Source organism: Streptomyces sp. HUAS MS02, from assembly GCF_055702265.1.
This window is the reverse complement of the sequence record NZ_CM146747.1, coordinates 6,394,555-6,407,534: the sequence shown is the minus strand read 5'-3', so window position 1 is coordinate 6,407,534 and position 12,980 is coordinate 6,394,555. Positions and strand designations below refer to the sequence as shown.

11 protein-coding genes are annotated in these 12,980 nt (G+C 74.0%); 8 read left to right on the top strand and 3 right to left on the bottom strand.

The features are described from left to right. The 6 genes from ACZ9QC_RS27595 (at position 1) to ACZ9QC_RS27570 (ending at position 7,226) form a co-directional block, all read left to right on the top strand. Positions 1 to 1,380: an O-antigen ligase family protein gene (locus tag ACZ9QC_RS27595; RefSeq protein ID WP_472915583.1), complete on the top strand. Its 1,380-nt coding sequence runs from the start codon at positions 1 to 3 to the stop codon at positions 1,378 to 1,380. Between the two features lie 341 nt (positions 1,381 to 1,721). Continuing rightward, positions 1,722 to 3,371, top strand: a complete 1,650-nt coding sequence (locus tag ACZ9QC_RS27590; RefSeq protein ID WP_472915582.1) for a lipid II flippase MurJ — start codon at positions 1,722 to 1,724, stop codon at positions 3,369 to 3,371. Positions 3,372 to 3,534: 163 nt separating this feature from the next. Continuing rightward, positions 3,535 to 4,227 (top strand): polysaccharide deacetylase family protein, encoded by a 693-nt coding sequence (locus ACZ9QC_RS27585; protein ID WP_472921826.1) that lies wholly within the window; start codon positions 3,535 to 3,537, stop codon positions 4,225 to 4,227. 7 nt (positions 4,228 to 4,234) lie between these two features. After that, the gene (locus ACZ9QC_RS27580) at positions 4,235 to 5,383 is read left to right on the top strand and encodes a glycosyltransferase (RefSeq protein ID WP_472915581.1); all 1,149 of its coding nucleotides are present in this window, start codon (positions 4,235 to 4,237) and stop codon (positions 5,381 to 5,383) included. Next, positions 5,380 to 6,048 (top strand): YveK family protein, encoded by a 669-nt coding sequence (locus ACZ9QC_RS27575; protein WP_472915580.1) that lies wholly within the window; start codon positions 5,380 to 5,382, stop codon positions 6,046 to 6,048. Before ACZ9QC_RS27580 ends, ACZ9QC_RS27575 begins: the two co-directional genes overlap by 4 nt. Then, complete coding sequence (locus ACZ9QC_RS27570; protein WP_472915579.1) at positions 6,045 to 7,226, top strand: GNAT family N-acetyltransferase; 1,182 nt, start codon at positions 6,045 to 6,047, stop codon at positions 7,224 to 7,226. The genes ACZ9QC_RS27575 and ACZ9QC_RS27570 overlap by 4 nt, the downstream gene beginning before the upstream one ends. A gap of 22 nt (positions 7,227 to 7,248) precedes the next feature. Here ACZ9QC_RS27570 and ACZ9QC_RS27565 read toward each other — a convergent pair whose 3' ends face one another. After that, on the bottom strand, positions 7,249 to 8,637 hold the full coding sequence (locus ACZ9QC_RS27565; RefSeq protein WP_472915578.1) for a glycoside hydrolase family 26 protein: 1,389 nt from the start codon (positions 8,635 to 8,637) through the stop codon (positions 7,249 to 7,251). Between the two features lie 179 nt (positions 8,638 to 8,816). Here ACZ9QC_RS27565 and ACZ9QC_RS27560 point away from each other — a divergent pair, with 179 nt between their 5' ends. Next, positions 8,817 to 10,154 carry a carboxylate--amine ligase gene (locus ACZ9QC_RS27560; RefSeq protein ID WP_472921825.1) on the top strand — a complete coding sequence of 446 codons (1,338 nt, stop codon included), beginning with the start codon at positions 8,817 to 8,819 and terminating at the stop codon, positions 10,152 to 10,154. Next, complete coding sequence (locus tag ACZ9QC_RS27555) at positions 10,154 to 11,413, top strand: NAD(P)-binding domain-containing protein (RefSeq protein WP_472915577.1); 1,260 nt, start codon at positions 10,154 to 10,156, stop codon at positions 11,411 to 11,413. Before ACZ9QC_RS27560 ends, ACZ9QC_RS27555 begins: the two co-directional genes overlap by 1 nt. Positions 11,414 to 11,473: 60 nt before the next feature. Here ACZ9QC_RS27555 and ACZ9QC_RS27550 read toward each other — a convergent pair whose 3' ends face one another. Beyond that, complete coding sequence (locus tag ACZ9QC_RS27550; protein WP_472915576.1) at positions 11,474 to 12,559, bottom strand: chaplin; 1,086 nt, start codon at positions 12,557 to 12,559, stop codon at positions 11,474 to 11,476. 110 nt (positions 12,560 to 12,669) lie between these two features. Continuing rightward, positions 12,670 to 12,927: a chaplin gene (locus ACZ9QC_RS27545; protein ID WP_472915575.1), complete on the bottom strand. Its 258-nt coding sequence runs from the start codon at positions 12,925 to 12,927 to the stop codon at positions 12,670 to 12,672. Positions 12,928 to 12,980 lie beyond the last annotated feature (53 nt).

The window sequence follows — 12,980 nt, the reverse complement described above, 5'->3', positions numbered from 1 at the left end:
GTGACCTCTGCGCGCGCTGCGACGCCCGTCCTGCCCGTCGTCGCCGTGGTCGCCGCGCTCGCGCTGCCGATCACGCCGGACGCCGAGGGCGGCGCGACCCCGGCCGACGCCGTATCCGGCCTCCTCGTGCTGTGGTGCGCCGTACGGCTGCTGCGGGAACGGCGGCGGCCCCTGACCCGTACGGCCGCGGTGGTCCTCGGCCTGCCGGTGGCCGGTCTCGCGCTGGCCGCGGCCGGGGCGGGCGACCCGGGGGCCGGGCTCGCCGGGCTGAGCCGGTACCTCCAGGTGTTCGTGCTGGTCCCGATGGCGGTTCTGCTCTGTGTCCGGAGCCGGTCCGACTTCCGGGTGCTGGCCTGGTCGTTCGTGGGGCTCGCGCTGTGGCAGGGCGCGGTCGGGGTGCACCAGTTCGCCACCGGGACCGGGGCCAGTTACGCCGGTGAGGACATCCGGGCCGTGGGGACCTTCGGGGCCGGCGACGTGATGGGGATGGCGACCGTGGTGTCGTTCGGGCTGGTGTGCGCGGTGGGTCTCGCGCTGGCGCCCGCCACGGCGAAGCAGCGGGCCTGGGCGCTGGTCTGCTCGGCGCTGCTGGTGCTGCCGCTCGCGGTGTCGTTCAGCCGGGGCGCGTGGATCGCCACGGCCGTGGCGTGCGGGCTCCAGGTGGTGCTGGCCGGGCTGCGGCGGGCGGTGGTGGTCTTCGCCGCCGTGGCCGCCGTGGGTGTCGTCCTCGTCGGCGGGCTCGGCATCGGGTCGGCGATGCTGCAGGAGCGGATCAGCAGCATCACCCGGGTCGCCGACGCGCCGGACCAGTCGGTCACCGACCGGTACACCATGTGGGCCGCGGCCGTCGGCATGTGGCGCGAGCAGCCGCTGACCGGCGTCGGGTTGAAGGGCTTCCCCGAGCAGCGCGACAGCCATGCCTCGCTGGCGCTCTCCTCCGGCAGCGACATCGCCGGCGCCGGCACGGCCTACCAGAAGCAGCCGCTGCTCTCTCCGCACAACATGTACCTGCTGGTCCTGAGCGAGCAGGGGCTCATCGGCCTGCTCACGCTCGGGGGGAGCTGGCTGGCCCTGGGGGCGTGCGGGGCCCGGGGGCTGGCACGGGCTCGGCGCGAAGCCGGTCCGGGCGGACACGTACGGGGTGTCGGCGGGCGCGAACGCGGCCTCGGTGGTGTCGACTGCGGGCTCGTCGCCTGTGGCCTGGTCACCTGGGTGCTGGTCGACTTCGTGTACGCGGACATCGGCGGGCCGACGACCGTGCTGACCGCCGTGTGCTTCGGGCTGGTGGCGTGGTGGGCCCTGGCGGACCGCACGGCCACGGACGCAGCACCGGTCGGGGCCGCCTCGGCCCGTGTTCCGGAGGAGGCCGGCGCACGATGACCTCGACGCCTCCTCGCGCACCGCGCGGGACACCGCCGCAGCCACAGCAGCCGCCGCACCGGGCTCCTGCGGCGCACGCTTCCGCCGGCCACACGTCGACGACGTCCCCTGCCGACCCTGTGCCGACGGTCTCCGGCCCAGCCGGGCCGGTGTCGCCGACTGACGACTCCCCTGCCCCCGGGTCGCCGTCCGCCGGTGCCTCCGGCCTCGTGCCACCGACTGCCGGCCCCTCCGGCCTCGTGTCGACGGCTTCCGTCGCTTCCGACCCCGCCCGCACCGCAGTTCCGTCCGTCTCCGACCCAACGCACACCGGGCCGTCGGGCTCCGGCCCCGTCACCCCCGTGCCGTCGGCCTCCCCGTCCGTCGGTCCCTCGGTGCCGGTGCCCGGTGCCCGTGCCGCCGATCTCTCGGAGGTGGCGCCCCCCACCGGCCGGTTCCTCGCCAAGGCCACGCTCGTCACGGCGGCGCTCACCGCGGCGGCGGCCCTGCTGGGGCTGGGCCGTGACCAGGCGCTGTCGTATCTGTTCGGGGCCGGCAGCGAGACGGACGCCTTCCTGGTCGCCTGGACGGTGCCGGAGTTCGCGGCGACGCTGTTGATCGAGGACGGCATGGCGTTCGTGCTGGTGCCGGCGTTCAGCGTGGCCGTGGCCCGCCGTGCCCGGGGCGGCGTGGGCGACCCCGTTCGCTCCCTGGTCGCCTCGACGCTGCCCCGGCTGACGCTGGCCTTCGTCGCGGCGGCCCTGTTGCTGATCGTCGGCGCGCCCTACCTGGTCGAGGCGCTCGCCCCCGGTCTCCCCAACCCCCGACTGGCCGTCGACTGCACCCGGTTGACCGGCACCTGCGCCCTCTCCTTCGGCCTCGCCGGCTACTGCAGCGCGGCCTTGCGCGCCCACCGCCGGTTCGTGGCCCCCGCGGCGATCTACGTGGCCTACAACGTCGGGATCATCACGGCGATGTTCGTGCTCGGGGGCCGCTGGGGGGTACGGGCGGCGGCCGTCGGCGTCGCGGTGGGCGGCGTACTGATGATCCTCACCCAACTCCCGTCACTGTTGCGCCAGTTGCGGAGAAAGGAGCAGGCACCGCAGGAGCCGGGCGTCCTGCCGGTGGCCGACGGCGAGGGCGCCCGGCCCGTCGAGTTCGCCCTCATCAGCACGGTCCTGCTCTTCGCGCTCTGCCGTCAGTCCCAGGTCCTCATCGAGCGTTTCCTCGGCTCGACGCTGCCCGCCGGAGCCATCTCGCACCTCAACTACGCGCAGAAGGTGGCCCAGATCCCGATGACGTTCTCGCTGATGCTGTGCACCGTCACCCTCCCGGTGGTGGCGCAGGCGATGGCGGAGGGCGACACCGAGCGGGCCCGCAGCCGGGTGGAGAAGGACCTCGCGCTGGTGTCGTGCATCGTGCTGCTCGGCGCGGCGGCGATCTTCGCGTGCGGCCCGCAGATCATCGAACTGCTCTTCCAGCGGGGCGCGTTCACCGCCCGGGACACGGCGGCCACCGCCTCGGTGATGCGCGTGTACGCCCTCGGGCTGCTCGGGCACGCCCTGGTGAGCGCGCTGGTCCGCTCCTACTTCTCGGCCGGCCGGCCCACCTGGTACCCCCTGGTCGCCATGGCCGCCGGGATCGTGGCGACCTCGTGGATCGGCGCGGCCACCGTCGGTTCCTGGGGCGTCCTCGGCATCGCCGCCGCCAACGCCGTCGGCATCACCCTGACCGCCCTGCTCCTGCTGTACGGCATGGGCGGCCGGGCGGTGCCGATCCGCACCCGGCAGGTGGTGACCGAGATGAGCCGGCCGGTACGGGCGGCGGTGGCCGCGGGCGCGGTGGGGATGTACTGCGCCGACCGGATCGACTCGCCCGTCCTCGGTCTCGCCGTCGGCGGCGCGGTCGTCGCCTTCGTCTTCGTCCTGCTGGCCTGGGCCATGGGCGCCTCCGGCGTCACGCCCGCACTCCGTTCCGTCACACGAAGGCTCGCCCATGTCCGTATCCGCTGATCGTCCGTCCGTGCCCGCTGATCGCCCGCCCGTCCCCGCCGGACGCTCGTCCGCGTCCAGCGGTCGCCCGTCCGCGTCCGACCACCCGGCCGTCCCCGCCGCGCGTCCGCGCGTCTCCGTCGGCCGTGGACGGCCGGGGGCCGCCGCGCCCCTCTGGGTGGCCATGTACCACTCCGTGGGCGACTGCTCCGACGACCCGTACCGCATCACCGTCTCGCCGGACCGCCTCGACGCGCAGCTCGGCTGGCTGCGGCGGCGGGGGCTGCGCGGGGTCGGCATGGCCGAGCTGCTCGCCGCCCGGGCCCGGGGCGAGGGCCGGGATCTGGTGGGGCTCACCTTCGACGACGGGTACGCCGACTTCGTCGACAGCGCGCTGCCGCGCCTGCGGGCGCACGGCTGCGGGGCCACCCTCTTCGTGCTGCCGGGACGGCTCGGCGGCGAGAACGCCTGGGACCCGCTGGGCCCGCGCAAGCCGCTCCTCGACAAACAGGGCATCCGGGTGGCCGCCGCCACCGAGGGCATCGAGATCGGCTCGCACGGCCTGACCCATGTCGACCTCACGCAGGCGGACGACGAGACCCTGCGCGCCGAGACCGCCGACAGCCGGACCCTGCTCGCGGAGTTGACCGGTGCTCCGGTCCAGGGGTTCTGCTATCCGTACGGCACCCTCGACCAGCGCGCCGCCGACGCCGTACGGGACGCCGGGTACGCCTACGCCTGCGCCATCGACCCCGGCCCGCTGAACGGCCCGTACGCGCTGCCCCGGGTGCACATCGGCGAGGAGGACACGGCCCTGCGGCTGCTGCTGAAGCGGAAACTGCACCGGTTGCGCCGGCGTCCCGTCGAGGGGGTCTGAGGCCGACGTGAAGGCGCTGCACATCATCACCGGTCTCGGCGTCGGCGGTGCGGAACAGCAACTGCGGCTGCTGCTGCGTCACCTCCCGGTCGACTGCGACGTGGTGACGCTGACCAACCCGGGTCCGGTCGCCGACGGTCTCACCGCCGACGGCGTCCACGTCACCCACCTCGGCATGGCCGGCAACCGCGATCTCGCCGCGCTCCCCCGGTTGGTGCGGTTGATCCGCGCGGGCGGCTACGACCTCGTCCACACGCATCTCTACCGGGCCTGCGTCTACGGCCGGATCGCCGCCCGGCTGGCGGGGGTCCGCGCGGTCGTCGCCACCGAGCACTCCCTCGGCGACTCGCAGATGGAGGGCAGAAGGCTCTCCACCGGGGTCCGTGCCCTGTACCTCGCCAGCGAGCGGCTCGGCCGGTCCACGGTCGCCGTCTCGCCGAGCGTCGCCGACCGGCTGAAGCGCTGGGGCGTGCCGGCGCCCCGGATCGAGGTCGTGCCCAACGGCATCGACCTCGCGGGCTTCCGCTTCGACGCGGACCTGCGGGAGCTGACCCGGCGGCGGCTCGGACTGCCGGAGGACGCCTACGTCGTCGGGGGCGTCGGCAGGCTCGCGGCGAGCAAGCGGTTCGACGTGCTGATCCGTGCCCTCGGCCGGCTGCCGGACGACTGCTGGCTGCTGGTGGTCGGCGGCGGCGCCGAGGAGAGCGTGCTGCGGCGGGCCGCCCAGCGGGCCGGGGTGGCCGACCGGGTGCTGCTCACCGGGGAACGTCCGGCCGCCGGGGCCCCCGGGGCCGATCTGCCCTCCCTGATGAACGCCATGGACGTGCTCGCCTCGCCCAGCGCCGAGGAGGCGTTCGGGCTCGCGGTGGTGGAGGCGATGGCGTCCGGGCTGCCCGTGCTCTATGTCTCCTGCCCGGCGGTCGAGGACCTGCCCCCGGACGCGACCACCGGCGCCCGACGCGTCCAGGGGGGCGCGGACTCGTTCGTACGCGCCCTGCTGGACGTCCGCGCGCAGGGAGCCCGCTCCCGTGCCGTCCCCGCCGCCGCCCAGCACTACTGCATCACCCGCAGCGCCGCCCAGCTCATGGACGTGTACGCGGCCGCCGTCTCCAGCACGCCCTCGCCGACCCCGCCCCTGGGAGTGAGTTCCGTATGACCGACCGTACGCCCGAACGCCCGTCCGACAGCCCGGCCCGCGGGTCGGCACCCCTCTCCCGCGCCAGGTCCCTGCCCCCCTGGTCCCTGCTCGCCGCCGGTGCGCTGCTCGGGGGCCTGGCCGGGGGCGCGTACGGCGTGGTGAAGGCTCCCGTGTACACCGCCACCAGCTATGTCGTGGCCGTGCCCGCCGAGGGGTCGGACCCTCAGTCGGCGCTCGGTTTCGCGCAGGCGTACGGGCGGGTCGCCACCCAGGTCGCGGTGCTCGGGGACGCCCAGGTGTGGGCGGGGGTGCCGATCGGGACGCTGCGGAAGAACGTGCGGACGGCGACGTCACCGGACGCGCCGATGGTCGCCGTGTCGGCCACCTCCGCACGGCCGGACCTCGCCGCCGACATGGCCAACGCCGTCTCACGGGCACTGACCCGGCACGCGAACGACTCCGAGCGGTCGACGCGCGTCGAACTGCAGGAGTTCGCCCGCGCGACCAGGCCGACCGAGGCGTCCTCGGCGTCGTCGACGGTGACCGGTCTGGTGGGCACCGCAGCCGGCGGGCTGCTCGGCGGGCTCGCCCTGCTGGTCCGCCCCCGGCGCACCCCACAGACCCCACCCGCCGCCTCCGTACCGGGCCCCGCTCTCGCCGCCGACACTCACGGACAGCTGTGACCAGCACCCTGCACACGGGGGCGAGCACCACCCTGCGCGCCGAACTCTGCACCGACGAGGGCGAGTTCGGCGAGCTGAGCGAGGCCTGGGACCGGCTGTACCGGCGGTGCGGCGCGGCCACACCGTTCCAGAACCACGCCTGGCTGCACTCCTGGTGGCTGTCGTACGGCACCCCCGGCAGACTCCGGCTGGTGCTGGTCCGCGACGGGGCGGAGCTGCGCGCGGTCGCCCCGCTGATGCTCGTACGGCGTCCGCTGCCGACCCTCGTCCCGCTCGGCTGCCCCATCTCCGACTTCGCGGACGTGCTCCTCGACGACGAGTACGCCGAGCAGGCGTCGGCCGCGCTCGCCGAGGGGTTGTCGGCCGTGGCCCGGACGGCGTTGATCGACTTCCGCGAGGTACGACCGGGCGCAGCCGTCGAACGGATCTACGACCGCTGGCGGGGTCCACGCCGCAAGGTGGCCGACTCGGTCTGTCTGGAGCTGCCCGCCCGGCCCATGGACGAGCTGCTCAGGCGGCTGCCCAACTCCCGGGCCCAGCGGGTGCGCGCCAAGCTGCGCAAGCTCGGTGACCTCGGCATCCAGCCGCGTGCCGTGCGCCCCGACGAGGTGGACGCGGCGCTGCGGACGATGCTGGACCTGCACCGGCTCCAGTGGCAGGACCGCAAGGTGACGACCGAGCACATGCGGCCCCGTTTCTCCGAGCATCTGGTCCGCTCGGTCGGGCCGATGGTGCGCTCGGGGGACGCGGTGGTGACCGAGTTCCGGCTGGGCGGCGACGTCCTGGCCGTCGACGTCACCCTGCTCTCGCGACGGCTGGCCGGCGGTTACCTCTACGGCGCCCATCCGCGGCTGCGCGAACGCAAGGCGGACGTCGCCACGATGCTGCTCGACGCCTGCGCCGGGCAGGTCGGCTCCGGCGCCCAGCAGGTGCTGAGCCTGCTGCGGGGCGCCGAGCCGTACAAACTGCGCTGGCGCCCGGAGACCGTCGTCAACCAGCGGCTGCTGCTCGCCCGCCGCCGCACCGCACCGCTGCTGTCCGCGGCGGCCTGCGACGCGGCGGCCCGCGACCAGGGCAGGGAACTGGTCCGCCGCTGGCGCGCGCGGAAGGAGGCGAAGAGCCCGGAGGGCGCCAAGGACCCGGGCCGGAAGGACCGTGGTGGCGGCGACGGGCGGTGAGCCGCCCGCCGCCGGCCGCGGGTCACCGGTAGCGCGCCCACCAGTCCGTGCGGATGCAGAGCTTCCCGCCGATCCAGTACTCCACCCAGTCGCCCAGCTCCAGCGGGGAGCAGTTCGGCGGACGTACGGGCGTGGTGGGAGCCGGCTTCGGCGTGGGGGTCGGCGTCGGGGTGGGCGTGGGAGTCGGCTTCGGAGTGGCGGTCGCGGGCGTGTCACGGCCGAAGAGCATCGACCGGTAGACCTGGGCCGCCTTCGGGTTGCTCGCGCACTGCCAGACACCGTGCGGGCAGTAGTCCGTGAGCGTGTTGTAGAGCGGCTTGTGCTCGTCCATCCAGGCGAGCATGCGCCGCATGTACTCCGGGTTGTCGCCGTTGCGGAAGAGTCCCCATTCCGCGTAGGAGATGGGCTTCTTGTGCGCCTTCGCGAAATCGACGTGTGCCTGCAGACCGTACGGTTCGCTGATCTGTTCGTCGAAGGTGATGCCGCGCGGCTGGTCGTAGGAGTCCATGCCGATGATGTCGACGGTGTCGTCCCCCGGATAGCACTGCGTCCAGGGAATGGCGTCCCGGCCGCGGTTCGGGGTCCAGTCGAACTTGAATTTCTGGCCCGGCACCGCGCGCATCGTGGTGACGATCCTGTTCCAGTACTTCTTCCAGCTCTCCGGGTCGGGCCCGCAGCGATGGGTGTACGTGATGCCGTTCATCTCCCAGCCGAGCACGATCACCGTGTCCGGGATCTTCAACTCGACCAGCCGCTCCGCGAGTCGGCGGTAGTGATGGTCGAACGCACCGGCGGCGGCGCGGCGCAGCAGCGCGCGGACCTCCCAGTCGGATACGCCCTCCTCGTTGCGCTCCATCATGGGCACGTTGAGGACGAACATCCGGTCGTCCTCGTCGCGCCGCCACTCCGCCCAGGAGTCCAGGAAGCCGGGCAGTCCCTCGATGTTGGACCAGCGGTCGCCCGGCAGATAGGTGTGCGCCACCCGCAGGTCGGAGCCGCCCAGCCAGTCGCTGAGCTCGGCGATCCGGGCGACGCCGCGGGGCCCGTAGTGCAGATAGGCGCCCATGGCCGGCAGCTGCTCGGGAGGCTTCGGGGCCTCGGAGGGGGTGGCCGGCAGGGGCGAGGGGCTCTGCGGCAGGGCGGACGCGTTCGGGACGAGGGGTGCCGTCGGCGCGGCCGGGACCGTGGGGACGGGCGACGCCGTGGCGGCCGGGACCGTGGTGCCGGTGGGAGTCGTGGAGGCGGCCGGGGCCGCCGGTGCCGGTGGGTCGGTCACCCGGACCACCAGCTGCGTGCCGGCGTACACCGGCACGGACGCGAGGGCGAACGACGCGACCACGCCGGCCGCGACGAGCGCCAGCCGTCTGCCGCGGGGCCTCCTGTGCCGATGCCGCCGCTGTTGTGGAGCCATGTCCGCTCCCCTCTCCGCTTTCTTCACTTCACTGCTTTCCGCCGCCGATTTCCACCTACTGACAATCAGTCATACGAATATGAATTCCGCCAACTGGGGCTCCGGCCTTCGGGTGCCCGAATCGCCCGCACGGGTGACCCGACGTCAAAGAAATGTGCGAGGACCCCGACGAAATGAATGTGTCGCCGCTCGACACCCGTGTTCCGGCCGTCCTGCTGCGGACGGACCGCAACCCCTTCCATCACGGAACCCTCGGAGCCGTACGGTCCTTGGGCCGGGCCGGGGTCGAGGTGCATCTGGTCGCCGACTGCGCGGCGAGCCCCGTGCGCAGTTCACGGTTCCTCTGCGCGATCCACGCCCCGCCCCGCCCGGGTGCCCGCCTCGACGAGTTCGCGGGCGTCCTCGGCCGGGTGGCGGACCGGGTCGGCCGCCCGGCCGTCCTGGTGGCCCTGGACGACGCGAGTGCGGTGGCGGTCGCCCGGCTGCGCGCGGATCTGACGGACCGTTTCCTGCTGCCGGACGGGCCTCCCGACCTCACCGAACAGGTGGCCGACAAGGCCGAACTCGCCGCGCTGTGCGGGCGCCTGGGCCTCCCGCACCCCGCGACCACGGTCCCCGACAGCGCGGCGGAGGCGGAGGCCGCCGCCCGCGAGCTGGGTCTGCCGGTGGTCGCCAAGTGGAGCCGCCCGTGGCTGCTGCCCGCCGGGACGGGACTGCGCAGCACAGTGGTGGTGCGCTCGGCCGGGGAGGCGGCGGCCCTGTACCGGCGCTCGGAGCAGGCGGGCAGCCGGCTACTGCTCCAAGCCTTCCTGCCGCCGGGGCTGGACCGCGACTGGTTCTTCCACGGCTACGTGGACCGCGCCGGTGTCGTGCGCTGCGGCGGGCCCGGCCGTAAGTTGGGCGCCTGGCCGCCCGGCGCGGGCCTGACCACCGTCGGCCGCTGGACCCCGAACCCGCAGGTCCAGGCCCTGGCCGAGCGGTTGACCGGAGCCCTCGGCTACCGGGGCGTGTTCGACCTCGACTTCCGCCGCGAGGGCCGGACCGACGTCTACCACCTGCTCGACTTCAACCCGCGTCCCGGCGCCCAGTTCCGGCTGTTCACGGACACGGCCGGGATCGATGTCGTCCGCGCCCTGCACCTCGACCTGACCGGCCGTCGGGTGCCGGACGGGTCGCCGGTGCCTGGCCGGACCTTCGTGGTCGAGAACTACGCGCCGCTGACCGCGTTGCGCCCGCACCCCCTCCCCTGCCCACCGCCCCGGCCGGGCACGCGCGAGCTGGCCTGGTACGCGCGGGACGACCGCGCCCCCGGCCTCGCGCTGTGGTCCCTGTGGCCCCGGCACGCGCTCGGCCGACTGCTGGCCCCCCGCGCCTCCCCTCCCGGACGGCACGAGCACTCCCCCGACGACCACCACCCGGCCGGGCACCCGGTCGGGCACGCTCCCGACCACCGCGCCCCCGGCCCCCGAGCCGAGAACCGCGCCGAGAACGAGAACGAGAAAGCGAGCAGCGCCTGATGTACGACCTGCTGGTGGTGGGGGCCGGCCCGTACGGCCTGTCCATCGCGTCCCACGCCGCGGCCGCCGGGCTCAGCCTGCGCGTCGTCGGCCGACCCATGGCGTCCTGGCGCAACCACATGCCGCCCGGCATGTTCCTCAAGTCCGAACCATGGGCCTCCAACCTCTCCGACCCCGAAGGGCGTTGGCGGCTGGACGTGTACTGCGCGCAGCGGGGCGTCGAGGCCCGTCACGGTCTGCCGATCCCAGTCGGCACCTTCGCCTCGTACGGCATGTGGTTCGCGCGCAACGCCGTCCCGCCCGTCGACGAACGGATGGTGACGCGCGTGCAGCGGCGCTGCGGCGGTTTCGAGGCGGTCCTGTCCGACGGCGAGGTGGTCCGCGCCCGCACGGTGGTTCTCGCCGTCGGCGTGATCCCCTTCGTCGAAGTGCCTTCCGTGCTGAGCGAGTTGTCGGCCGACCGGGTCTCCCACAGCAGTCGGCACCACGACCTCGGCCGGTTCCGGGGGATGGACGTCACAGTGATCGGCGGCGGTCAGGCGGCCCTGGAGACGGCCGCGCTCCTCGCCGAACAGGGCACCCGGGCACGGGTGTTGGCCCGCTCCCCCGCCCTCCGATGGAACGACGTCCCGCCCCCGCTGACACGCCCCTTGCGGCACTCGGTCCGCTCCCCGCACAGCGGTCTGGGCTGCGGCTGGCGCAACTGGTTCTACGCGCAGCGGCCCGACTGGTACCGCCGTCTGCCGGAGGCGAGACGGGTGCGGATCGCCGCCGAGGCGCTGGGGCCGGCGGGCGCCTGGTGGGTGCGCGACCGCGTCGAGCGCACCGTCGAGGTACGGCTCGGCCTGGAGGTCGCGGTGGCGTACGAGACGGGCGACGCCGTACGTCTGGAGACGGTGGGCCGGGACGGTGAGCTGACCTCGCTGGACACCGAACACGTCATCGCGGCCACGGGGTTCCGGGCCGGATGCGACCGGCTGGACCTGCTCGCGCCGGAGGTGCGCGCGGACCTCGCGCCCCTGTCCGACGGCTCGCCCGCGGTCGGGCGGGACTTCGAGTCCACGGTCCCCGGTCTGTTCCTCGCGGGCCTGACCACCGCCGCGGGCTTCGGCCCCGCGATGCGCTTCGTGCAGGGCGCGTCGTTCACGGCGCCCACGCTCGTACGAGGGGTACGGCGGCGGCTGCGCGCGGGGGTGCCCGGCGGACGGGTCCCGGTGCCGGGGGCACGGGCCGACCTGGCCTCCACCGCCGGGTCGTGACGGGCTCGGGTGCCGGGCGGCGCGGCGCGCCCCCGGCACCCGGAACGGATCACCGTCGCGTCATCGGCCGGACGCGGCCCGGCCCCGCCGGTACACGATGGCCCCACCCGCGATCAGCGCGAAGCTCGCGACCCCGGCGGCGATCAGCGCCTCCCGGTCGCTGCCGGTCTCGGGGAGCGTGGGCGGCTTGGTGGGCGGCGAAGTCGGCGGGTGGGTCGTGTGCGGGGGCTTGGTGGGCGGGTGCGTCGAGTGCGGCGGCTTGGTCGGCGGGTGCGTCGAGTGCGGGGGCTTCGTCGGCGGGTGCGTCGAGTGCGGCGGCTTCGTCGGCGGATGCGTCGAGTGCGGCGGCTTCGTGGGATGCGGCGTCTGTGTGGGGGGCTTCGTGGGGTGCGGCGGCTTGGTCGGCGGATGCGTCGAGTGTGGAGGCTTGGTCGGAGGGTTCGTCGGCGGCTTGGTCGGGTGCGGGGGTTTGGTGGGCGGGTTCGTCGGCGGATGGTCGCCGTAACCGCCCTCGGGCTCCTCGTCGTTCGGCTGCTCGTCGCCGTAGCCGCCCGGGGAGTCGTCGTGATGTCCGTAACCGCCGTCGTCCCAGTCCTGCGTGAACTCCTCGTACGCCGCGCCTTCGTCGTACGTCTCGTGCTCGTCGGTTCCCTGGTACGCGTCGGACCCCTGGTGCGCCTCGGGGTTCTGCGGCGCGTCGGGCTCCAGGTACTCCTCGTACGACGGCGCTGCCCAGGAGTCCCCGGGTTCCGGCGCGGAGGAGACCGACTCCTCGGGCCCTGACGCGGGGGCCGGCGTGTACACGGGCTCCGCGACCGGGGCGGCCTGCCGCTCCGGGGCGCTCTTGGTGCTTGTACCGCTCTTCGTGCTCGTGCCGCTCTCGGTGCTCTCCGGGGCGTGGTCGCCGGCGCTGCCGCACGCGTTGCCGACGGCCGGGTTGCCGATGGCGGCGGGATCGACCGTGTTGCCGCAGACGTTCACCGGAACGGTGACCGGCACCTCGACCGCGTTGCCCGAGGCCACGCCGGGCGAGTTCGCGGCGGCCCCGTGCGTGCCCGTGTTGGCGAGGACCGGCGTGCCGTAGAGGGACAGCAGGCCCGTCGTCGCGGCGGCCACGACCATTCTCTTGCGCAGGGTCTGTCGCATCTCGTGTTCTTCCTGCTCGAAGAAGTGGGAAAAGCCGGCCTTGGAGCCGTTGAGGACACTCCAAGACCGGCTGAGGCACCGCCGAGCGGCTGGTGCGAGGCGTTACGACGTCAGTGGTTGACGCACACGTTGCCGGCTGCCGGGTTGAGCAGGCCGACGATGTTGATGGAGTTACCGCACACGTTGATCGGGATGTGGATGGGAACCTGCACCACGTTCCCCGAGAGGACACCCGGGGACCCGATGGCGGCACCCTTGGCCTCGGCGTCGGCGAAGGCCGGGGTGGCCATGCTCACGGCCATGATCGCGCCGGCGACGACGACAGCGCTCTTCTTGAGCTTCACGTCATTTCCCTTCTCTGCGGTCATGCCTTGATTGACGGCCGAAACCGAGCGAGCACAGCATGAACGGCTCGCATCAT